The sequence below is a fragment of the Pseudomonas sp. S49 genome (genome assembly GCF_009866785.1).
Lineage (GTDB): Bacteria > Pseudomonadota > Gammaproteobacteria > Pseudomonadales > Pseudomonadaceae > Aquipseudomonas.
In genome coordinates, this window is record NZ_CP019432.1 from 6,184,498 (window position 1) to 6,205,346 (window position 20,849).

20 protein-coding genes and 1 riboswitch are annotated in these 20,849 nt (G+C 59.4%); of the genes, 7 read left to right on the forward strand and 13 right to left on the reverse strand.

All coding sequences use genetic code 11. The annotated features are described in order from the left end of the window. Positions 1-49: 49 nt before the first annotated feature. From PspS49_RS27435 to tkt, 8 genes are all read right to left on the reverse strand, one after another. Positions 50-1,324 carry a type II toxin-antitoxin system HipA family toxin gene (locus PspS49_RS27435; protein ID WP_160042163.1) on the reverse strand — a complete coding sequence of 425 codons (1,275 nt, stop codon included), beginning with the start codon at positions 1,322-1,324 and terminating at the stop codon, positions 50-52. After that, on the reverse strand, positions 1,317-1,607 hold the full coding sequence (locus tag PspS49_RS27440; protein ID WP_224789358.1) for a helix-turn-helix domain-containing protein: 291 nt from the start codon (positions 1,605-1,607) through the stop codon (positions 1,317-1,319). Before PspS49_RS27440 ends, PspS49_RS27435 begins: the two co-directional genes overlap by 8 nt. A gap of 118 nt (positions 1,608-1,725) precedes the next feature. Beyond that, positions 1,726-2,790 carry a class II fructose-bisphosphate aldolase gene (gene fba / locus PspS49_RS27445; protein WP_160042165.1) on the reverse strand — a complete coding sequence of 355 codons (1,065 nt, stop codon included), beginning with the start codon at positions 2,788-2,790 and terminating at the stop codon, positions 1,726-1,728. A 252-nt stretch (positions 2,791-3,042) separates the two neighbouring features. Beyond that, positions 3,043-3,375 (reverse strand): MliC family protein, encoded by a 333-nt coding sequence (locus PspS49_RS27450; protein ID WP_016987235.1) that lies wholly within the window; start codon positions 3,373-3,375, stop codon positions 3,043-3,045. Between the two features lie 57 nt (positions 3,376-3,432). Continuing rightward, complete coding sequence (locus PspS49_RS27455) at positions 3,433-3,654, reverse strand: hypothetical protein (RefSeq protein ID WP_007913756.1); 222 nt, start codon at positions 3,652-3,654, stop codon at positions 3,433-3,435. A 34-nt stretch (positions 3,655-3,688) separates the two neighbouring features. Then, a complete protein-coding gene (locus PspS49_RS27460; RefSeq protein WP_007913753.1) occupies positions 3,689-4,852 on the reverse strand; it encodes a phosphoglycerate kinase in 1,164 nt (387 codons plus the stop codon). Positions 4,853-4,864: 12 nt separating this feature from the next. Continuing rightward, positions 4,865-5,917 (reverse strand): erythrose-4-phosphate dehydrogenase, encoded by a 1,053-nt coding sequence (gene epd / locus PspS49_RS27465; RefSeq protein WP_127930077.1) that lies wholly within the window; start codon positions 5,915-5,917, stop codon positions 4,865-4,867. Between the two features lie 150 nt (positions 5,918-6,067). Next, positions 6,068-8,065, reverse strand: a complete 1,998-nt coding sequence (gene tkt / locus PspS49_RS27470; protein ID WP_127930078.1) for a transketolase — start codon at positions 8,063-8,065, stop codon at positions 6,068-6,070. A gap of 258 nt (positions 8,066-8,323) precedes the next feature. Between tkt and PspS49_RS27475 the strand changes: the two genes are divergently transcribed. The 4 genes from PspS49_RS27475 (at position 8,324) to PspS49_RS27490 (ending at position 12,914) form a co-directional block, all read left to right on the forward strand. After that, complete coding sequence (locus PspS49_RS27475; protein WP_160042167.1) at positions 8,324-9,319, forward strand: metalloregulator ArsR/SmtB family transcription factor; 996 nt, start codon at positions 8,324-8,326, stop codon at positions 9,317-9,319. An 18-nt stretch (positions 9,320-9,337) separates the two neighbouring features. Further along, positions 9,338-10,528, forward strand: coding sequence for a methionine adenosyltransferase (gene metK / locus PspS49_RS27480; protein WP_034153622.1), 1,191 nt, complete (start codon positions 9,338-9,340; stop codon positions 10,526-10,528). 216 nt (positions 10,529-10,744) lie between these two features. Beyond that, positions 10,745-12,421, forward strand: coding sequence for an NAD-dependent DNA ligase LigB (ligB, locus tag PspS49_RS27485; protein ID WP_160042169.1), 1,677 nt, complete (start codon positions 10,745-10,747; stop codon positions 12,419-12,421). Between the two features lie 97 nt (positions 12,422-12,518). Next, positions 12,519-12,914 (forward strand): DUF1090 domain-containing protein, encoded by a 396-nt coding sequence (locus PspS49_RS27490; RefSeq protein ID WP_127930080.1) that lies wholly within the window; start codon positions 12,519-12,521, stop codon positions 12,912-12,914. 78 nt (positions 12,915-12,992) lie between these two features. On the opposite strand, the gene PspS49_RS27495 is transcribed toward PspS49_RS27490, so the two are convergent. Beyond that, positions 12,993-13,442, reverse strand: coding sequence for a cytochrome c (locus PspS49_RS27495; protein ID WP_150648869.1), 450 nt, complete (start codon positions 13,440-13,442; stop codon positions 12,993-12,995). 128 nt (positions 13,443-13,570) lie between these two features. Here PspS49_RS27495 and PspS49_RS27500 point away from each other — a divergent pair, with 128 nt between their 5' ends. After that, positions 13,571-14,749, forward strand: a complete 1,179-nt coding sequence (locus PspS49_RS27500) for an MltA domain-containing protein (RefSeq protein WP_127930082.1) — start codon at positions 13,571-13,573, stop codon at positions 14,747-14,749. A gap of 121 nt (positions 14,750-14,870) precedes the next feature. Here the strand turns inward: PspS49_RS27500 and PspS49_RS27505 are convergent, their stop codons facing one another. Together PspS49_RS27505 and PspS49_RS27510 are read right to left on the reverse strand one after the other, a co-directional pair. After that, the gene (locus PspS49_RS27505) at positions 14,871-15,254 is read right to left on the reverse strand and encodes an MAPEG family protein (protein WP_077574861.1); all 384 of its coding nucleotides are present in this window, start codon (positions 15,252-15,254) and stop codon (positions 14,871-14,873) included. A gap of 39 nt (positions 15,255-15,293) precedes the next feature. Next, entirely contained in the window at positions 15,294-16,127 is an 834-nt protein-coding gene (locus PspS49_RS27510; RefSeq protein WP_127930083.1) for an EamA family transporter, read from the reverse strand. Between the two features lie 212 nt (positions 16,128-16,339). Between PspS49_RS27510 and PspS49_RS27515 the strand changes: the two genes are divergently transcribed. Together PspS49_RS27515 and PspS49_RS27520 are read left to right on the forward strand one after the other, a co-directional pair. Beyond that, positions 16,340-17,509, forward strand: coding sequence for an MFS transporter (locus PspS49_RS27515; protein WP_160042171.1), 1,170 nt, complete (start codon positions 16,340-16,342; stop codon positions 17,507-17,509). Between the two features lie 287 nt (positions 17,510-17,796). Then, entirely contained in the window at positions 17,797-19,062 is a 1,266-nt protein-coding gene (locus PspS49_RS27520; RefSeq protein ID WP_034153629.1) for a sodium:proton antiporter, read from the forward strand. Here PspS49_RS27520 and PspS49_RS27525 read toward each other — a convergent pair whose 3' ends face one another. Then, positions 19,063-19,950 carry a formate/nitrite transporter family protein gene (locus tag PspS49_RS27525; protein ID WP_127930086.1) on the reverse strand — a complete coding sequence of 296 codons (888 nt, stop codon included), beginning with the start codon at positions 19,948-19,950 and terminating at the stop codon, positions 19,063-19,065. It lies immediately after the preceding gene. 174 nt (positions 19,951-20,124) lie between these two features. After that, the gene (locus tag PspS49_RS27530; RefSeq protein ID WP_016984776.1) at positions 20,125-20,532 is read right to left on the reverse strand and encodes a hotdog domain-containing protein; all 408 of its coding nucleotides are present in this window, start codon (positions 20,530-20,532) and stop codon (positions 20,125-20,127) included. Between the two features lie 198 nt (positions 20,533-20,730). Continuing rightward, a riboswitch (S-adenosyl-L-homocysteine riboswitch) is annotated at positions 20,731-20,829 on the forward strand. The last annotated feature ends 20 nt before the right edge of the window (positions 20,830-20,849 follow it).

Consider the following 20,849-nt stretch of genomic DNA (forward strand, 5'->3'; position numbering starts at 1 on the left):
AACCCGCCTCACGGCGGGTTCCTGAATAGCAATAAGCGTTAAAGCGTAGCTAACCGTTGCTATCTCCCAATACAGGCTTACGCTTCAACCCCGACCCAACCGAGTCGTTCAAGGCGACTGTACGTCCGACATCCCATTCGCGTTGCATCCCCGCAAACAATTCAGCATCCACCCGGGACCGATGAGCAGTCAGTGCCTGACTCATTGCCTCAGCTATCCGGTCGACGATCAATGCCGGCCTATCCACCGCGCAGTGTTTGCGGCCGAACTCGATCAGTTGCTGGCGATCCGGGTAGTCTTTGGTTTTATTCATTTTGATTGCCAGGGTACGGTCAACCAGTGAACGCCCGGACTTCGGGTTGTAGTTTTCATAGACCGTGGTGGTCGTAACATCGTATATCGGGGCCAACTGCACGGTTTCTGGAGCCGCCGGTTGCGTGTATATCACGCCGAAGTTCTTCAAATGTGCATCGCCATTACGCACCATCACCGAAAGGCAGACTGACGAAAAGTATCGCTCCAGCTCTCGTATCGGTTCGGCATGGCGACATACCTGGCGGATGACAGCCGCGAGGGTTTCATAGCTCTGCGAATACTTGTAATTGTCGTGAGGATCTTTGTTCAGACCCAACAGCACCGCCATGTCTTCGAAACCGAGTCGGCCGGACGCCGTCAGGTCAAACCGCTCCATGACAAACAGCTCACCGCTCTCGGAAAGCCAGAACGGTGGCGTTTCCAATCCTGCCAGCCTCGCCGCCTCCAGACACAGAAACTCGTTCTGGGCCAAGTGCTCATACTCCTCGGCTCCTGATTTGACGATGAGGTCAGAACTGAGCATGGTTTTTCGGCTACCGGTGAGTTTGTCCAGGTCAGGCACCAGTACCTTGGGCTGCACTCCGGAAATACCCGACTCAAAGTAGGTTTCAACCAGAAAGTTGAAAACACCCTGAGAGGCGTCGGCAGACAGAATGTCTTGTAAACCGACCTGGGCACGCACGGCGCTAGGTGGCTCAGTCGGATTTTCATAGATGAGGCGACCAATCTGATTGCCGCCAATGACCGAGAGCAAACGCATTTCATCGACCTGCATATGCTTGGCCATCCGGCGCTTGATTTGATCGGCCAGAAAACCCTCCGGCACATTCATATCGAAGATCGGGTGCAGCACATTGCTCACCGAAGGTGTCGGGTCATAAGGCATGACCAACGAGACTTCCCGAGACGCTTCTGCCGTCTGGTAGGCAAACGAGAACTGCGAACCTTTTGATAGCTCGCCCGCGCAGCCTTGCGGCGTAACGACGTTGAGTCGTTTGACCTTATTCATCATGCTCTACCAGATCGGCAAGCGACTTGAGATCGATTCGGTTGTCGACGATTTCAAGCGCCATGCCCAACGCGGCAATCACCCGGAACACGGTATAAAAAGCGACGTTTTCACCGGCCTCAAGATCGATAATGGTCTTGCGACTGCATTTGGCCTTGTGCGCTAGCATTAGCTGGCTGTAGCCCTTGGCTTTCCGCAGCTGACGAATGCGTTCGGCGAAAATCGCAGGATTGCTCAGGATCAAAATGTCACCCATACCGTACTTTAAGCTGATAAAAATCATTAAAGTTCACTATAGGTGACATTTCAAGTATGGATTCCCAAGTATCACCACCAAACATTTCACCCACAAAAAACCCGCCTCACGGCGGGTTTCTTTTAAAGCAGTTCAACGCTCAGGCTCAGTTAACCTTGGCGTTCAACTCACCTTTCAGATAACGCTGGTACATGGCTTCCAGCGAGATCGGTTTGATCTTCGAAGCATTACCGGCAGTGCCGAACGCTTCATAACGAGCGATACACACATCACGCATCGCCGTCACAGTCGCGCCGAAGAATTTACGCGGGTCGAATTCGCTCGGGTTGGTGGCCATCAGGCGACGCATCGCACCGGTGGAGGCCAGGCGCAGGTCGGTGTCGATGTTGACCTTGCGCACGCCGTGCTTGATGCCTTCGACGATTTCTTCAACCGGGACGCCGTAGGTTTCTTTGATGTCGCCGCCGTACTGGTTGATGATCGCCAGCCACTCTTGTGGCACCGACGAGGAACCGTGCATCACCAGGTGGGTGTTCGGGATGCGTTTGTGGATTTCCTTGATGCGGTCGATTGCCAGCACGTCACCGGTAGGTGGCTTGGTGAACTTGTAGGCGCCGTGGCTGGTGCCGATGGCGATGGCCAGGGCATCGACCTGGGTGCGTTTGACGAAGTCAGCGGCTTCTTCCGGGTCGGTCAGCATTTGGCTGTGATCCAGAACGCCTTCGGCGCCGATGCCGTCTTCTTCACCGGCCATGCCGGTTTCCAGCGAACCCAGGCAGCCCAACTCGCCTTCTACCGAAACGCCGCAGGCGTGCGCCATGGCCACGGTTTGTTGGGTAACACGGACGTTGTAGTCGTAGTCGGTCGGGGTCTTGCCGTCTTCGCCCAGCGAGCCGTCCATCATTACCGAGCTGAAGCCCAGCTGGATCGAGCGCTGGCAGACGTCAGGGCTGGTGCCGTGGTCCTGGTGCATGCACACCGGGATGTGCGGGAATTCTTCGATCGCGGCGAGGATCAGGTGACGCAGGAAAGGCGCGCCGGCGTATTTGCGAGCGCCGGCCGAAGCCTGGACGATCACCGGGGAGTCAGTCTTGTCAGCGGCTTCCATGATGGCGCGCATCTGCTCAAGGTTGTTGACGTTGAAGGCTGGAACGCCGTAGCCGTATTCGGCTGCGTGGTCCAACATCTGGCGCATGCTGATAAGTGCCATTGTGTGTGTCTCTCCCGGTTGAGGGTCGTTAATCGTGCCAGCCTGCCGGAGCGGCGGCGGCTATTCAAGTGATTGCAGATCGGGGGTTGAGGCCCGGTCTGGTGATTCGATAAAGCAAAATCCTGAGAGCTACACAGAACCCCTGTGGGAGCGAGCCTGCTCGCGAAAGCAATCTTGCAGTCGCTGATGCAGTGCCTGTCAGACCGCTTTCGCGAGCAGGCTCGCTCCCACATTAGAACTGTGGTGTGTCAATTACTGCGCTTTGCAGCCGCGGCCGATCAGGTCATTGGTGGCGACCCAGTACACCAGGCCTTCCTCTCCCTTGACGTGAAACGCCAACATGCCGTCGCTGTACAGCGTGCCCGAAGCGCCTGGCTCTTCTTTCAGGCGATAGACCTGATCACCGCCACCCAGTCGTACGTCGACTTCTTTCTGGCCAGCATCGGCGTAGCGCCACAGCACTTTGGCCTGGCTGTCGCAGGTCCAGGTCGTCCAGTTATCCGCCGGAGCAGACGACTGAAACAGGTTCAACTGCGCGCAACCGCCCAACAATGCCAACGCCGCAATGGCGATCAAGCCTTTCATCCGTGTTCCTCGACTGACAGCACACGCCGCCAGCCCTGAGTTAAAGAGTCAGACCCGTCAAGGACAACCATGTTCCTTGGCCGGGGTTTGCGTCTCGTATTTGTCCAGGCCGTCCGGCCCCGAGCGCTTGTTCAGCACCGGGTTGGTTTCGGCCTGCCAGTCGGCCTGATAACAGCCCTTCTGCGACTCGCTCGGTGCCGGCGTGGCTTCGGCCTTCGGGTTACTCCCGCAGGCCGCCAGCGTACCGGTCAGCAACAACAGCGCTAACGACTTGACCATGAAAACACTCCTTTGCCTGGCCAAACGGGCGGCCTCAGGCCTTGGCCCGGCTTTCCAGGACTTCAACGGCTGGCAGCACTTTGCCCTCGACGAATTCGAGGAACGCGCCACCGCCGGTGGAAATGTAGGAGATTTGCTCAGCCACGCCATATTTATCGATCGCGGCCAGAGTGTCGCCACCGCCAGCAATCGAGAATGCCGAGCTTTCAGCGATGGCTTGCGCCAGTACTTTGGTGCCGTTACCGAACTGGTCGAACTCGAACACGCCGACCGGACCGTTCCACAGAATGGTTTTCGACGATTTCAGCAGTTCGGCGAAATTGGCTGCGGTTTGCGGGCCGATGTCCAGAATCATGTCGTCAGCCGCGACGTCAGCGATCAGTTTGACGGTGGCTTCGGCGGTTTCGGCGAATTCTTTGGCAACCACGACGTCAACCGGCAGCGGCACACTGACTTTGGCAGCGATGGCGCGTGCGGTGTCGAGCAGGTCCGGTTCGTACAGCGACTTGCCAACCGGGTGACCGGCCGCCGCGAGGAAGGTGTTGGCGATGCCGCCGCCGACGATCAGTTGATCGCAGATCTGGCTCAGGCTGTTCAGCACGTCGAGTTTGGTCGACACCTTGGAGCCGGCAACAATGGCCGCCATTGGCTGAGCCGGTGCGCCAAGGGCTTTGCCCAGTGCGTCCAGTTCAGCGGCCAGCAGTGGGCCAGCAGCGGCGACTTTGGCGAACTTGGCCACGCCGTGGGTCGACCCTTCGGCGCGGTGAGCGGTGCCGAACGCGTCCATCACGAATACGTCGCACAGGGCGGCGTATTGCTGGGCCAGTTCGTCAGCGTTCTTTTTCTCGCCTTTGTTGAAGCGCACGTTTTCGAACAGCACGATGTCGCCGGCCTTGACGTCAACACCGCCCAGGTAATCAGCCACCAGCGGCACTTCGCGGCCCAAGGCCTTGCTCAGATAGTCAGCGACAGGCTTGAGGCTGTTCTCGGCGGAGAACTCGCCTTCGGTCGGACGGCCAAGGTGCGAGCAGACCATCACGGCCGCGCCTTTTTCCAGGGCCAGCTTGATGGTCGGCAGCGAAGCCAGGATACGCGCATCGCTGGTGACAACACCGTCCTTGACTGGGACGTTGAGGTCTTCGCGGATCAATACGCGCTTACCTTGCAGATCGAGGTCGGACATCTTCAACACGGTCATGGGTCGCACTTCCTACGGTTTTTTTGAAGTTGCTGTTTGCAGATAGTGTTCTGCAACGTCCAGCATTCGGTTGGCAAAACCCCACTCGTTGTCGAACCAGGCCAGGATGTTCACCAGCTTGGGGCCGGAAACACGGGTCTGACTGGCATCGACGATGGCCGAATGTGGGTCATGGTTGAAATCACAGCTGGCGTGCGGCAACTCGGTGTAAGCCAGCAAGCCTTTGAGCGGTCCGCTGGTGGCGGCTTCGCGCAGAATCCGGTTGACCTCGTTGGCGTCAGTCGCCGTGGCGGTCTGCATCGTGATGTCGAGGCAGGACACGTTGACCGTCGGCACGCGTACGGCTTTGGCCTGAATTCGCCCGGCAAGTTCCGGCAGCAGGCGCTCGATACCCCGCGCCAGACCAGTGGACACCGGGATCACCGACTGGAACGCCGAACGGGTGCGGCGCAGGTCTTCGTGGTGATAAGCGTCGATCACTGGCTGATCGTTCATCGCCGAGTGAATCGTGGTGATCGACACGTAATCGAGGCCGATGGCCTTGTCGAGCAAGCGCAACAGCGGCACGCCGCAGTTGGTGGTGCAGGAGGCGTTGGACACCAGCAGTTCGTCACCGGTCAGGCAATCCTGATTGACGCCGTAAACGATGGTGGCGTCGACATCCGCGTCGCTGGCCATTGGCTGCGAGAACAACACGCGTGGCGCGCCGGCGTCGAGAAAGCGCTGGCCGTCGGCACGGGTGTTATAGGCACCGGAGCATTCGAGCACCAGATCGACGCCGAGTGACGCCCAATCGATGCCTTCGGGAGTGGCACTGCGCAGAACCTTCACGCAATCGCCATTAATATGCAGACAGTCGCCTTCTACTCGCACCTCGCCGGGAAAACGGCCGTGGGTGGAGTCGAAGCGTGTCAGGTATTCAATACTGGCCATGTCCGCCAGATCGTTGATCGCGACAATTTCAAACCCGGCTTTCTCGCCTCGCTCAAACAACGCACGCAAGACGCAACGACCAATGCGGCCGTAGCCGTTGAGTGCAACTTTGAAGGGACGCGGTTGAGGCATGGGGTTCTCGATTACCGTGGTGAATCAGGCAGTGCGATGTTGCCTGAACCAACACTTTCGCGAGCAGGCTCGCTCCCACATTGGAATGCATTTCCCTGTGGGAGCGAGCCTGCTCGCGAAGGCGTCAGCTCAGACGACATCTTTTCTGGATCAGTCTTCCAGCAGCTCTTCAGCCTGACCCAGGATGTTTTCCAGGGTGAAGCCGAACTCTTCGAACAGTGCCGAAGCCGGAGCCGATTCGCCGTAAGTGGTCATGCCGATCACGCGACCTTCCAGACCCACGTACTTGAACCAGAAGTCGGCGTGAGCCGCTTCGATCGCGATACGTGCGCTGACCTGCAACGGCAGCACGGCTTGCTTGTAGCCGGCGTCCTGAGCATCGAACACGCTGGTGCACGGCATGGAAACCACGCGCACTTTGCGGCCCTGCTCGGTCAGCTTGTCGAAAGCCTGAACAGCCAGACCGACTTCCGAACCGGTCGAAATCAGGATCAGCTCAGGCTCGCCTGCGCAGTCCTTCAGCACGTAACCGCCACGGCTGATGTCGGCAATCTGGCCGGCATCGCGTTCCTGGTGCTGCAGGTTCTGACGCGAGAAGATCAGCGCCGATGGGCCGTCCTTGCGCTCCAGAGCGTTTTTCCAGGCCACGGCCGATTCAACGGCATCGGCTGGACGCCAGGTGTCGAGGTTCGGTGTGGTACGCAGGCTCGTCAGCTGCTCGATCGGCTGGTGCGTCGGGCCGTCTTCGCCCAGACCGATGGAGTCGTGGGTGTAGACGTGGATGACCTGCTTCTTCATCAGCGCGGACATGCGCACGGCGTTGCGCGCGTATTCCATGAACATCAGGAAGGTCGCGCCGTAAGGCACCAGGCCGCCGTGCAGGGTGACGCCGTTCATGATTGCGGTCATGCCGAATTCGCGCACGCCGTAGTACATGTAGTTGCCGCTGGCATCTTCAGCGCTGACGCCCTTGCAACCTTTCCACAGGGTCAGGTTGGAACCGGCCAGGTCAGCCGAACCGCCGAGCAGTTCCGGCAGCAATGGGCCGAACGCGTTCAGGGTGTTCTGGCTGGCTTTACGGCTGGCGATGGTTTCGCCTTTGGCCGCAACTTCAGCGATGTAAGCAGAAGCTTTTTCCGAGAAGTCAGCTGGCAGCTCACCGCTCAGGCGACGCACCAGTTCGTTGGCTTCGGTCGGGAACGCAGCGGAGTAGGCAGCGAAACGCTGATCCCACTCGGCTTCGGTTGCGCGACCTTTTTCCTTGGCATCCCACTCGGCATAGATGTCGGCCGGGATTTCGAACGGACCGTGGCTCCAGTTCAGCGCCTGACGGGTCAGGGCGATTTCTGCGTCACCCAGTGGAGCGCCGTGGCAGTCTTCTTTGCCCTGCTTGTTCGGCGAACCGAAACCGATGGTGGTCTTGCAGCAGATCAGGGTCGGCAGCGGGCTCTTGCGCGCGGTTTCGATGGCGGTCTTGATCTCTTCCGGGTCGTGACCGTCAACGTTGCGGATCACTTGCCAGTTGTAGGCTTCGAAACGCTTCGGGGTGTCATCGGTGAACCAGCCTTCGACTTCGCCGTCGATGGAGATGCCGTTGTCATCGTAGAACGCGATCAGCTTGCCCAGACCCAGCGTACCGGCCAGGGAAGCGACTTCGTGGGAAATGCCTTCCATCATGCAGCCATCACCCAGGAATACGTAGGTGTGGTGGTCGACGATGTCGTGGCCAGGACGGTTGAACTGCGCGCCCAGAACCTTTTCAGCCAGAGCGAAGCCTACAGCGTTGGCCAGGCCCTGACCCAACGGGCCGGTGGTGGTTTCAACGCCCGGGGTGTAACCGAATTCCGGGTGGCCCGGGGTGCGGCTGTGCAGTTGACGGAACTGCTTGAGGTCTTCGATCGACAGGTCGTAACCGGTCAGGTGCAGCAGCGAGTAGATCAACATCGAGCCATGGCCGTTGGACAGCACGAAGCGGTCACGGTCGGCGAACGATGGATTGCTCGGGTTGTGCTTGAGGTAGTCGCGCCAAAGCACTTCGGCAATATCTGCCATACCCATTGGGGCACCGGGATGGCCGCTGTTGGCTTTTTGCACGGCATCCATGCTGAGGGCACGAATGGCGTTGGCACGCTCACGACGGCTAGGCATCGCTGATCTCCTGGGTTCTGGTAAGTCGAAACGGAAAAAAGGAGGGCATTTTCCCTCACCGGAGCGCCTCGGGGCAATGACAGATAGTCATCGGGGGGCGTTTTTCCAATGGATAGCGGCGCTTTCTGTTGGTGAAACCTTTCCGCTACTCGTTTGTAGAGTTAACCGCTTGGTGAGAAGTGCCATTTATCGAGCAATATCAAAACTTTTTGATATTGGCCTTGCGATGAATTCCCCCCGTCTCTAGACTGCGGCCCTATGAATTTACGCGTGCCTTCCATTCGCCATGACGATTGCGACGAGCTGGCGGCCCTGTGCAAGGCCGGCGGCGATCCGTTGCGGCTGAATGTACTGCGCGCATTGGCCAACGATTCGTTCGGTGTTCTGGAGTTGGCGCAGATCTTCGGCATCGGCCAGTCCGGCATGAGTCATCACCTCAAGGTACTGGCACAAGCCGACCTGGTGGCGACACGCCGCGAAGGCAACGCGATTTTCTATCGCCGCGCCCTGCCCCACACCGAACTGCTCGGCGGCAAGTTGCACGCTGCATTGTTAGAAGAAGTCGACAATCTGGATCTGCCTGACGACGTGCAAGCGCGCATCGAGCAGGTTCACGGCCAGCGTGCCGCAGCCAGTCAGGACTTTTTCGCCCGGGTGGCGGAGAAATTCCGTGCCCAGCAAGACTTGATCGCAGGCCTGCCGCAATACCGTGACAGCGTGCTGGCCCTGCTCGACAAACTGAACTTCAATGGTGCAGCCACGGCCATTGAAGTCGGCCCCGGCGATGGTGCTTTTCTGCCGGAACTGGCCCGCCGCTTCGGCACCGTAACCGCGCTGGACAACAGCCCGGCGATGCTCGAACTGGCGCGTCAGGTGTGTGAACGTGAACAGCTGGCTAACGTCAGCCTGCAATTGGCCGATGCATTGAATGGCACAAGCCTTCAGGCCGATTGCGTAGTGTTGAACATGGTGTTGCACCATTTCGCCGCGCCGGCCGATGCGCTCAGGCACATGGCCGACCTGCTGCAACCGGGCGGTAGCCTGCTCGTGACAGAGTTATGTAGCCACAACCAGAGTTGGGCCAGGGAGGCCTGCGGTGATCTGTGGTTGGGGTTTGAACAGGACGATTTGGCCCGTTGGGCCACCGCTGCGGGACTCGTTCCCGGGGAAAGCCTCTATGTAGGCTTACGTAATGGTTTCCAGATCCAGGTCCGCCATTTTCAGCGACCGGCTGGCGACACTCACCATCGGTAAATTCAGGAAAACATCGAGATGAGCGAATACTCCCTCTTCACCTCCGAGTCCGTGTCCGAAGGACATCCGGACAAAATCGCCGACCAGATTTCCGATGCGGTGCTGGACGCCATTATTGCCCAGGACAAACACGCACGCGTTGCTGTGGAAACTCTGGTCAAGACCGGTGTGGCCATCGTTGCCGGTGAAGTGACCACCAGCGCCTGGGTCGACCTGGAGCAGATCGTTCGTGACGTGATTTGCGACATCGGCTACACCAGCTCCGAAGTCGGCTTCGACGGCGCGACTTGCGGCGTGATGAACATCATCGGCAAGCAGTCCCCAGACATCAACCAGGGTGTTGACCGTGCCAAGCCTGAAGATCAGGGCGCCGGCGACCAGGGCCTGATGTTCGGCTACGCCAGCAACGAAACCGACGTTTTGATGCCAGCCCCGATCACCTTCTCGCACCAGCTGGTGCAGCGCCAGGCCGAAGCCCGTAAATCGGGTCTGCTGCCTTGGCTGCGTCCAGACGCCAAGTCGCAAGTGACGTGCCGTTACGAAGGCGGCAAGGTTGTCGGTATCGACGCGGTTGTTCTGTCGACCCAGCACAACCCGGAAGTGTCGTACAAAGACCTGCGCGAAGGCGTGATGGAGCTGATCGTCAAGCACGTACTGCCTGCCGAACTGCTGAGCAAAGACACCCAGTTCCACATCAACCCGACCGGCCAGTTCATCATTGGCGGCCCGGTAGGTGACTGCGGTCTGACCGGTCGCAAGATCATCGTCGACAGCTACGGCGGCATGGCCCGTCACGGCGGCGGCGCGTTCTCCGGTAAAGATCCATCGAAGGTTGACCGTTCGGCTGCCTACGCTGGCCGTTACGTTGCCAAGAACATCGTCGCTGCCGGCCTGGCCGAGCGTTGCGAGATCCAGGTTTCCTACGCGATCGGTGTGGCTCAGCCTACCTCGATCTCGCTGAACACCTTCGGCACCGGCAAGATCAGCGATGACAAGATCATCAAACTGGTGCGTGAAGTGTTCGACCTGCGTCCATACGCAATCACCACCATGCTCGACCTGCTGCACCCGATGTACCAGGAAACTGCAGCGTACGGCCACTTCGGTCGCGCGCCAGAGACCAAGACCGTTGGCGAAGACACCTTCACCACGTTCACCTGGGAAAAAACCGACCGCGCCGACGCTCTGCGTTCTGCTGCTGGTCTGTAAGCCTTTCCCGGCTGCACAAAAAGCCCCGCACGGTTCGCGCCGTGCGGGGCTTTTTCATGCCTGAAATACCTCCCTGTGGGAGCGAGCCTGCTCGCGAAGAGGCCAGCCGGACCAACATCACTTCCCGACCAGACACACCCCGCAAAACACCCCACCTGCCAAGCCCCCAATCGTCTTCTAACCTTCAAGCATTCCCCCTGAGCAAGGACGCTCACAATGCTTGTCACACTGCGCCTGCTGTTGATTTTTCTCACCGCCTGTACGGCCCTCAACACCCACGCCGATTGCCCGAAATGGCCGGCCACTCAAGCAAAAAGCGAAATCGCCGCCCTGCAAAAACAGATCAACCAATGGGACGACGCCTATCACCGCGAAGGCCGCTCACTGATCGCCGACGAACTCTACGACCAGTCACTCCAACGCCTGAGCGCATGGCGTGAATGCTTCAGGCTACCCTCGCCCGTCGAACCTTTGCGCACGGCTTCAGGCACAGTCACCCACCCCATCGCCCATACCGGTCTGGATAAAATCCATAAAGCCGAGGCCGTGCAAGCATGGCTACGAGATCGTCAGGACGTCTGGGTTCAACCCAAAGTCGATGGCGTGGCAGTGACGCTGGTTTATCGCCAAGGGATGTTGCAACAAGCCATCAGTCGCGGTGACGGGATCAGCGGACAGGACTGGACGACTTCAGCGCAAAGAATCAACGCCATACCTCAACGCCTGACGCAGCCGCTGGATCTGCTGGTTCAAGGGGAGCTCTATTGGCGCTTGAATGAACACGTGCAAGCCCGATCCGGCAGCGTCAACGCCCGTGCCGCCGTTGCCGGACTGATGAACCGCAAATCCTTCACGGCAGAACAGGCTGCCGGGATCGGACTGTTCGTTTGGGACTGGCCGCAAGGGCCTTTGGATTTGCCCGAACGGATTTCACGATTGGCAGCGCTGGGCTTTGCCAAGACTGAACCGTACAGCCAGCCCGCCAGCGACTTCGCAGAGGCACAAAAATGGCGCGACCATTGGTATCGCTCGCCTTTACCCTTTGCTACCGACGGCGTGGTGTTGCGCCAGAGTCAGCGCCCGCCCGCCGAACGCTGGCAGGCTCGCGCACCGTACTGGGCGATCGCCTGGAAATACCCGTTTGCGCAAGCGTTGGCCGAAGTTCGCAAGGTCAACTTCAAGATTGGTCGCACTGGCCGCATCACACCGGTGATCGAGTTGACCCCGGTCATGCTCGATGACCGGGAGATCAAACGGGTCAGCGCCAGTTCGCTGAAACGCTGGCAAGAGCTGGACATTCGCCCGGGAGATCAAGTGGCAATCAGCCTCGCCGGTCTGACCATTCCTCGGCTCGACAGTGTTGTACTGCGCACCAGCGAACGCACAGATATCGATATCCCCGACGCAGAGGACTTCCACACCTTGAGCTGCTGGCAACCGACCCCCGGTTGTGAAAGCCAGTTTCTCGCCCGCTTGAGCTGGCTCAGCGGTAAGCAAGGGCTGGCGATGCAGCATGTCGGTCGTGGTACCTGGGAGAAACTTCTCGAAACACGCCGTGTGAACAACCTGCTGGATTGGTTGACCCTCGACGCGTCAGAGCTTGCTAACATTGCCGGCTTCGGCGAGCGCAGCAGCGAACGCCTGATGCACAGTTTTCACAGCGCCCGCCAACGGCCCTTCGCCCAGTGGCTCAAAGCCTTGGGCTTACCGCCAAGCGGTCAGGCACACCTGCCTGACTCGTGGCAGGCGCTGGCACAACGCGACACCGAACAATGGCAGGCCGAAGCCGGTAACGGCCCGGGACGCGCAGCGCAATTGAGCGCATTCTTTCGCGACCCGCAGGTACTGGCCTTGAGCGAAACCTTACGTGCCGCCGGAATCGACGGTTTCTGACTACGCAATCCCGGTGCGCCGGGAACCCATCGGTAGCCCAAGCGCTCCAACAGCGCAGTGCCTGACCGACCCGATTGCCTTTGCACATGGAGCTTTTATGAAATTTCTTGCACCGCTCGCCATGCTGACCCTTTGCGGCGTGATGGCCGCCCCCGTAATGGCCGATGAAGATGCCCCCGGCCTGACCGGCTGCGCTGCGAAAAAGCAGGGCATCATGAACCAGATCGAACAGGCGAAATCGCGCGGCAATGCCGATCAGCAGGCGGGTCTGGAAAAAGCCCTGAGCGAAGTGACCGAACACTGCACCGACGCCGGTCTGAAGAAAGAACGCGAAAACAAAGTGCTTGAGGCCAAACACGAAGTCAGTCAGCGTCAGGCCGATCTCGATAAAGCCATGAAGAAAGGCGATCCGGAGAGGATCAACAAGCGCAAAGAAAAACTCGCCGAATCGCGCAAAGAACTGCAGGACGCGCTGGAAGAAATCGACAAGTAAAAATCAAAAGATCGCAGCCTGCGGCAGCTCCTGCCCTGATCAACACAGGAGCTGACGCAGGCTGCGATCTTTTAAATATCAATGATCGCGAAACTGTTTATGGCAAGCGCTGCAGGCATCCTCAACTTTCTGCACCGCCGGCGCGAGGTTGCTGGCCTTGTACGGCTGAACCTGACTGGCAATCACCAGCTCGCCGGTGGCGGCTTCGAGCGTGCGAGCCATTTCCTGAAACTGCGCCTGTTTTTGCCAGACATCGTCCTTGGCGCTGGTGTGATCTTCCTCGCGAACTTGCGGAAAATGCTTCCACGGTTCATGGGACAACGTATCGAGCTTGACCGCGCCCTCGGCGAATTTCGGCCCGTCGAACGGAATGCGCCCACGCAACATGCCACCCAGATCTTCACCGGTCTTGAGCATCTGTTTGAAAATGGCCTTGCGCTGGCCCAGAGGAGAATTCGGATCGACACCGCCACAGGCGGACAAGGTCAGACAGGCCAGCAATACAACAGCAATTCTTTTAACAGTCATGGTGGCTTCAGGTCACGGAATTCGGCGGCCAGTATCCTCGCGTCACCGCCAAACACCAATAGCCCTATTAAAAATACGGGTTGTTCGAGCGCATGGAGCACGCGGGCAACCGACACAGGAATCACTCCATGAACAGCCGTTTCAAGGCCTGGCGTCACCCGCTGATTGCAACCCTGCCGCTGCTGGCGATACTCGCCGGCTGCACCGGTGGCGAGAACGCCAAGCCGAAAACCCACGCGCTGGCCACTTATTCCAGCGCCACCTGGGAGGCATTGCCGGCGGTATCCGATAGCGATCTGGTCGCCGGTTTCGGTTCGTGGCGCAGCGCCTGCACCCGACTCAAGGCAGATGCGGTCTGGGGCACAACCTGCGCAGCAGCGGCCAATGTTCCACAGAGCGCCACAGAAATTCGTGCGTTTCTCAAACAGAACCTCGATGTCTACGGCCTGCGCGCTGAAAACGACAACCCCAACGGCTTGATCACCGGCTACTACGAGCCGGTCTACCCCGGCAGCCTGACGCCCACCGAGGCGGCCAACGTGCCGGTGTATGGCGTGCCGGAGGACATGATCATTGTCTCGCTCGACAGCATTTATCCCGAACTCAAAGGCAAACGCCTGCGTGGTCGCCTTGAAGGTCGAGTACTCAAACCTTACGACGATGCTGCGACCATCGAATCCAAAGGTGTGAAAGCCCCAGTGGTTGCCTACCTGACCGACCCGATGAATCTGCAATTCCTGCAGATCCAGGGTTCGGGGCGGATTCAGACCGCAGACGGCAAACAGCTGCGCATTGCCTACGCCGATCAGAACGGCCATCCATATCGGCCGATCGGCCGCTGGCTGGTCGAGCAAGGCGAGTTGAAGAAAGAAGACGTGACAATGAGCGCAATCAGCAACTGGGCCAAAGCCAATCCGTCGCGGATTCCTGAACTGCTGGGCAGCAACCCGAGCTATGTGTTCTTCACCCGCAATCCGGACAGCAATGAAGGCCCGCGCGGATCACTGAACGTGCCGTTGACTGCGGGCTACAGTGCGGCAGTGGATCGCAAGGTAATTCCGCTGGGCAGCCTGTTGTGGCTGTCGACCACGCGCCCGGATGGTACGGCACTGGTCCGCCCGGTGGCGGCGCAGGATACCGGCGGCGCGATTGCCGGCGAGGTTCGTGCGGATCTGTTCTGGGGCACCGGTGATGCAGCCGGGCAACTGGCCGGGGACATGAAACAGCAGGGGCAGATCTGGATGCTCTGGCCAAAAGGTGCGGCGCTGCCACAAGTGCCGCGGGTGGCTGATACAGAGAAGAAGTAACCCTTAGGATCTTTGTCGTCTGAACAATGGCTTTCGCGAGCAGGCTCGCTCCCACAGTTGGAATGCATATCCATGTGGGAGCGAGCCTGCTCGCGAAGAGGCCATCAGCAACACCCGAGCATCAGACCGACACGAAGAAGAACGAAGCAATCAGCCCCATCCCCACAAACCACACCAGCGACCGCAAGATCGCCCAGTCCGCCAGGTAGCAAATGATGTAAAGCAGGCGACTGGTAATAAACATCACCGCCAGCACATTGACCGTCACCAACTGCGCGGTTCCCACCAGGTGCGCGACGATCACCGCCGCTGCAAACGCCGGCATCACCTCAAAGCTGTTCAGCTGCGCCGCGTGCGCCCGACGGGCCACACCGTTGAGACTTTCAAGAAAGTCGCGCGGATCGTGGTTGTCACTCAACCGGTAGCCGCCCACGGCTTTCGCCACGCCAGTGCAGACATATGGCAGAAAAATCGCAATCAACACACACCACAGAGCCACCGTCATAACGCCGTCCTTTTTTCGAGTTATAGAATTCGCGAGCGGTCAGAACTTCATCACCAGCATGCCGATCAGCACCAGCCCACAGGCTAAGAGCCGCGGACGGCCGAAAGGTTCTTTCAAGTAGCGCATGCCGAACAACACCACCAGAATCACGCTGATTTCGCGCAATGCCGCCGCCTCCGCAATCGAGCCCAATTGCATCGCCCACAGCACCAGAGCGTAGCTGGCCAATACGCAGAAGCCCACCGCCAACCCCAGCTTCCATTGCTCACGCCAGAACAACATGAACGCCGGACGCTTGGCGCCCCATGCCAACAGCGGAAACGGCCACGCGCTGAGCAGCGTGACCCAGACCAGGTAATCGAGCGGATGCGACCAGCGCCGCAACGCCTGGCCATCAATGTAGGTGTAGCAGCCGATGCACAGGCCGATCAGCGCCACCACCGGCAGCATCGACCACGGCAAGTGCTTGCCACCACCGCCCTGCCACAGCAGGCAAACCATGCCCAACGGAATCAGCATGATGCCGAAGATCTGCTGGGTGGTGAGCACTTCGCCGGCGAAGATCAGCGTCAGCGCCAGCACTACCAGCGGCGACAAACCGCGCATCAGTGGATAGACCAACCCGAGATCGCCGACCCGATACGCCTGAATCAGCAGGTAGCGATACAGCAATTCAAACGCTGCCGACGCCAGAATCCACGGCCAGATATCCATGGGCGGCAAGCTCACGAATGGCAACGCGATGGCGACGACCAGCAGCGCCACGGTGTCCATGCACGCCACCACCAGCAGCCGCTCGGCGCTGAACTTGATCAATGTATTCCACGTCGCATGCAGCAGCGCCGCCATCAATACCAATCCCGTCGCCAGCACGTTCCACTCCTTATTGTTGTTAGCGAGCCAATTAGTCAGATTATTGATTCGCGATGTGTCAGCAGCTGTTTATACTGCAAGCGACCACGCCGCACTCAGTTGCGCACAGAAAAATACCAATAATTCCTGCCTGCACCGCGCTCCTTCGAGATCGGTCGTCGGCCTGCGTATGCCTGATCAAAGCGTCAAGACTACCGACAGAGACCTTGCGCATGCCACTCGCCTTGCTTGCCCTCGCTGTTGCCGCATTCGGCATCGGCACAACCGAATTCGTCATCATGGGCTTGTTGCCCGATGTCGCCCGCGACCTTGCCGTGAGCATTCCTCACGCGGGCCTGTTGATCACTGGTTATGCGTTGGGCGTGGTGTTCGGCGCGCCAATCCTGGCGATCGGCACCGCGAACATGCCGCGCAAAGCGACGCTGCTCGGCATGACGCTGATGTTCATCCTCGGCAACGTGCTCTGCGCCCTGGCGCCGAACTACGCGACGCTGATGGCCGCTCGCGTGGTCACCGCACTGTGCCACGGCGCGTTTTTCGGCATTGGCTCGGTGGTCGCCGCCGGGCTGGTCGCGCCGAACAAACGCGCACAGGCGATTGCGATGATGTTCACCGGCCTGACCTTGGCCAACGTTCTCGGCGTGCCGCTGGGCACGGCGCTCGGGCAATACGCCGGCTGGCGTTCGACCTTCTGGGCGGTTTCGGTGATCGGTGTGATCACAGCCCTCGCGCAGTGGTTTTGGCTGCCGAAACACATCCCGATGGACAAGGCCAACCTCGCCAGCGAATTCAAGGTATTGGGCAAGGTCAATGTGCTGCTGGCGCTAGGCATGAGTGTGCTGGCATCGACCAGCCTGTTCAGCGTGTTCACCTACATTGCGCCGATCCTGCAGGACATCACCGGCGTCAGTCCGCACGGTGTGACTGTGATGCTGCTGTTGTTCGGCGTCGGCCTGACCGGTGGCAGCATGCTCGGCGGGCGTCTGGCTGATAGCCGTTTGTTGCCGTCACTGGTCGGAGTGGCCCTGGCGGTAGTGGTGATTCTGGCGGCGTTCAGCCAGACCAGCCGTTCGGTGGTGCCGGCGGCGATCACGCTGGTGCTGTGGGGGATTTTTGCTTTTGCGCTGTGCCCGATTCTGCAATTGCTGATCATCGATCAGGCCCATGAAGCGCCGAACCTCGGCTCGACATTGAACCAGAGCGCTTTCAACCTCGGTAACGCGGCGGGTGCGTGGATCGGCGGGCTGGTGGTTGCCAGTGGTGCAGATCTGGCGGATTTGCCGTGGACCGGGGCACTGGTCGGCGTGCTGACGGTGCTGACGGCGCTGTTTTTCATCTATCTGCAACGTCGCGAAACGGCTGGGGTCAATGTGTCTGGCTAATCGTGTCGTGCCAGACAGAGCCCTCACCCTAGCCCTCTCCCAGAGGGAGAGGGGACTGAACGGGGGATGCTTCAGAAGTACGCCGACCTGAACGCGCATTGCCGAATCCATAATCGACTCGGTTATTCAGGTCGATGCATGCCACAAGACAATAAGGTCGGCTCCCTCTCCCTCCGGGAGAGGGCTGGGGTGAGGGAAGCTTGTGCCCTCAGTCGTTCTCGGCCCATCAAACCCCTGCGCCCAAGTATCGGACGCGCTCCATTCACCCCTCATCCAAAGGACCCCGGATGCTTGAACTTGTCGCCGCTTTCATCTGCCTCACCACCCTCCTCACCTTCGTCAACTTCCGCTTCATTGGCCTGCCGCCGACCATCGGCGTGATGGTGACTGCGCTGCTGTTCTCCCTGATCCTGCAAGGCCTGAGCGTACTCGGCTACCCCGGTCTCGAAGAACGCGTGCAGCAACTGATCGGCCAGATCGACTTTGGCGATCTGCTGATGAACTGGATGCTCTCATTCCTGCTGTTCGCCGGCGCCTTGCACGTCAACCTGAATGATCTGCGCAGCTACCGCTGGCCCATCGGCCTGTTGGCAACCTTCGGCGTGTTGATTGCCACCACGGTAATCGGCAGCCTCGCCTATTACATTTTTGCCCTGTTCGGCTGGCACGTGAGTTTCTTGTATTGCCTGCTGTTCGGCGCGCTGATTTCGCCGACCGACCCGATTGCCGTGCTCGGTGTGCTGCGTACCGCCAACGCCTCGAAGCCGCTGAAAACCACCATCGTTGGCGAATCGCTGTTCAACGACGGCACAGCTGTTGTGGTGTTCACCGTATTGCTGGGCATCGCCCAACTCGGCGAAACCCCGACCGTCAGCGCCACCGCCATGTTGTTCGTTCATGAAGCCATCGGCGGTGTGTTGTTCGGCGGGCTGATCGGTTATCTGGTCTATCGAATGATCAAGAGCGTCGAACAGCATCAGATCACCGTGATGCTGACCTTGGCGCTGGTCATTGGCGGTTCGGCGATGGCCACGGAGATCCACGTTTCCGCGCCGATCGCGATGGTGGTGGCCGGTCTGATCATCGGCAACCTCGGGCGCAATCTGGCAATGAACGACATGACCCGCCGTTATCTGGACGGTTTCTGGGAATTGCTCGATGACATGCTTAACGCGCTGCTGTTTGCGCTGATCGGCATGGAGCTGTTGCTGCTGCCGTTCAACTGGCTGCACGTGGCGGCGGCGAGTGTATTGGCGGTGGCCATTCTGCTGTCGCGCCTGCTCACTGTGGCCCCGGCGATTCTGCTGCTGCGCCGCTGGCGGACAGTGCCGGCCGGCACCATCCGGATTTTGACTTGGGGCGGTTTGCGCGGCGGTGTTTCAGTGGCACTGGCCCTGGCCCTGCCGCTGGGCCCGGAGCGCGATCTGCTGCTGAGCATCACTTACATCGTGGTGCTGTCGTCGATCCTGTTGCAGGGTCTGACCATCGGCAAACTGGTCAAGCACGCGACTCGCAACGAGCCCGCGACCACCAGCGAACCTGCTCACCACTGATCATTTTTTGATCGCCTGCGGATCAGGTTTCTCGGCCTGATCCGCAGATTCCTTCGGTGCACCGCTCTCGCTGCGAATCTGCGCATGGCTGATCAGCGCAAAGATAAAGCTGCCGCCAATGATGTTCCCCGCCAGCGTCGGCCCGGCGAAGACCATCCAGAAATCACTCCACGGCAGCTCGCCGGCAAACACCAGATATGACACCTCGGCCGAACCCACCACGATGTGAGTGAAGTCGCCGAGCGCCATCAGGTAGGTGATGAGGATGATGATCCACATCTTCGCGCTCTCCATGGACGGAATCATCCAGACCATGGTGGCGATCATCCAGCCAGACACGATGCCTTTGGCGAACATCTGGCTGGCATGGTTTTCCATGACTTTGCGGCCGATTTCGAGGAAGGCAACGTCGGTCTTGCTGTCGAAGATCGGCAGTTCGAGCATCACGTACGCCACCAGAATCGTGCCGCAGAGGTTGCCGACGAGCACCACCGTCCACAGACGGATCAGCCGGCCGAAGTTCTGAAGGGTCGGCTTGGTCATGACCGGCAGCACGGCGGTCAGGGTGTTTTCGGTGAACAGTTGCTGACGGGCGAGGATCACCGCGAGAAAACCTGCGCAGTAGCCGAAGCTGGCGATCACTTTGAATTCATCACCGTCGGGCAGGCGCGAATTGAGCAGGCCCATGCCCATCAGCGACAGGCCCATGGTCAACCCTGCCGCCAATGCCGACCACCAGAGTGCGGCGATGCTGCGCTCCAGTTCCTGATCGCCTTGAGAGCGGATGATTTCATGCAGGACGGCCGCGCGGGGCGGCTGGTTTTTCTCGACTTCATGCTGTTCTTTGGCCGAGAGATCGGGGGTCTTGCCGTCGGTGGGAGTGGTCATGGCGTGGGAACCGTGGGGGTGGTGTTTACCTACGACCCCGGCGGTTCATGGCTGTTCAGTGGGCAGATGATTCTTCGCTGACTGAACAACCGCTTTCGCGAGCAGGCTCGCTCCCACAGGTACAGCGTGATCCTTGTGGGAGCGAGCTTGCTCGCGAAGAAAGCGCCGCCGATGTTATTTGGTGACTAACTCATCTTCCTGGAACTGATCTTTCACATATTTGATTTCAGTGCGCCCGTGCGGTGCCGGCAAGCCGTCTTCGCCCAGATTGACGAAAACCATCTTCTCGACGGTGAGAATGCTCTTGCGAGTGATCTTGTTGCGCACTTCGCAGGTCAGGGTGATCGAGGTGCGGCCGAACTCGGTGGCGGTGATGCCCAGTTCGATGATGTCGCCCTGGCGCGAGGCGCTGACGAAGTTGATTTCGGAAATGTACTTGGTCACCACGCGCTGATTGCCCAACTGCACGATGGCGTAGATCGCCGCTTCTTCGTCGATCCAGCGCAACAGACTGCCGCCGAACAGGGTGCCGTTGGGGTTGAGGTCTTCGGGTTTTACCCATTTGCGGGTGTGGAAATTCATCTTCACTCCTGAGTGTCTTGCCGAACGATGGACGGTATCTTGGCAGACTGAGCGGTCAGGCTCCATGCGGCTTCGACTATGGTCGTCATTAACGATCTTCATCTGGCCGACAGAAACCCTTTGGAAGATCAGTCTAGACGGCTATAATCGCCACCGTTTCAAAACGGTAACGTTCACTTGCTACCGTTTTCCCGCCACCTGTCCGAGGGGCGCTGCAGCAGGTTCAACCTGTCAGGCTCGGATGGGGCGTTGACTGGCTCAGGCCAGACACTAAACGCACAACGGCGCCCATTCGCATACATTACGAATGGAGGCTC

Coding starts and splice junctions, on each gene's coding strand:
- PspS49_RS27435 (WP_160042163.1), bottom strand. CDS start 1,324: ATGAATAAGGTCAAACGACTCAACGTCGTTACGCCGCAAGGCTGCGCG.
- PspS49_RS27440 (WP_224789358.1), bottom strand. CDS start 1,607: ATGATTTTTATCAGCTTAAAGTACGGTATGGGTGACATTTTGATCCTG.
- fba (WP_160042165.1), bottom strand. CDS start 2,790: ATGGCACTTATCAGCATGCGCCAGATGTTGGACCACGCAGCCGAATAC.
- PspS49_RS27450 (WP_016987235.1), bottom strand. CDS start 3,375: ATGAAAGGCTTGATCGCCATTGCGGCGTTGGCATTGTTGGGCGGTTGC.
- PspS49_RS27455 (WP_007913756.1), bottom strand. CDS start 3,654: ATGGTCAAGTCGTTAGCGCTGTTGTTGCTGACCGGTACGCTGGCGGCC.
- PspS49_RS27460 (WP_007913753.1), bottom strand. CDS start 4,852: ATGACCGTGTTGAAGATGTCCGACCTCGATCTGCAAGGTAAGCGCGTA.
- epd (WP_127930077.1), bottom strand. CDS start 5,917: ATGCCTCAACCGCGTCCCTTCAAAGTTGCACTCAACGGCTACGGCCGC.
- tkt (WP_127930078.1), bottom strand. CDS start 8,065: ATGCCTAGCCGTCGTGAGCGTGCCAACGCCATTCGTGCCCTCAGCATG.
- PspS49_RS27475 (WP_160042167.1), top strand. CDS start 8,324: ATGAATTTACGCGTGCCTTCCATTCGCCATGACGATTGCGACGAGCTG.
- metK (WP_034153622.1), top strand. CDS start 9,338: ATGAGCGAATACTCCCTCTTCACCTCCGAGTCCGTGTCCGAAGGACAT.
- ligB (WP_160042169.1), top strand. CDS start 10,745: ATGCTTGTCACACTGCGCCTGCTGTTGATTTTTCTCACCGCCTGTACG.
- PspS49_RS27490 (WP_127930080.1), top strand. CDS start 12,519: ATGAAATTTCTTGCACCGCTCGCCATGCTGACCCTTTGCGGCGTGATG.
- PspS49_RS27495 (WP_150648869.1), bottom strand. CDS start 13,442: ATGACTGTTAAAAGAATTGCTGTTGTATTGCTGGCCTGTCTGACCTTG.
- PspS49_RS27500 (WP_127930082.1), top strand. CDS start 13,571: ATGAACAGCCGTTTCAAGGCCTGGCGTCACCCGCTGATTGCAACCCTG.
- PspS49_RS27505 (WP_077574861.1), bottom strand. CDS start 15,254: ATGACGGTGGCTCTGTGGTGTGTGTTGATTGCGATTTTTCTGCCATAT.
- PspS49_RS27515 (WP_160042171.1), top strand. CDS start 16,340: ATGCCACTCGCCTTGCTTGCCCTCGCTGTTGCCGCATTCGGCATCGGC.
- PspS49_RS27520 (WP_034153629.1), top strand. CDS start 17,797: ATGCTTGAACTTGTCGCCGCTTTCATCTGCCTCACCACCCTCCTCACC.
- PspS49_RS27525 (WP_127930086.1), bottom strand. CDS start 19,950: ATGACCACTCCCACCGACGGCAAGACCCCCGATCTCTCGGCCAAAGAA.
- PspS49_RS27530 (WP_016984776.1), bottom strand. CDS start 20,532: ATGAATTTCCACACCCGCAAATGGGTAAAACCCGAAGACCTCAACCCC.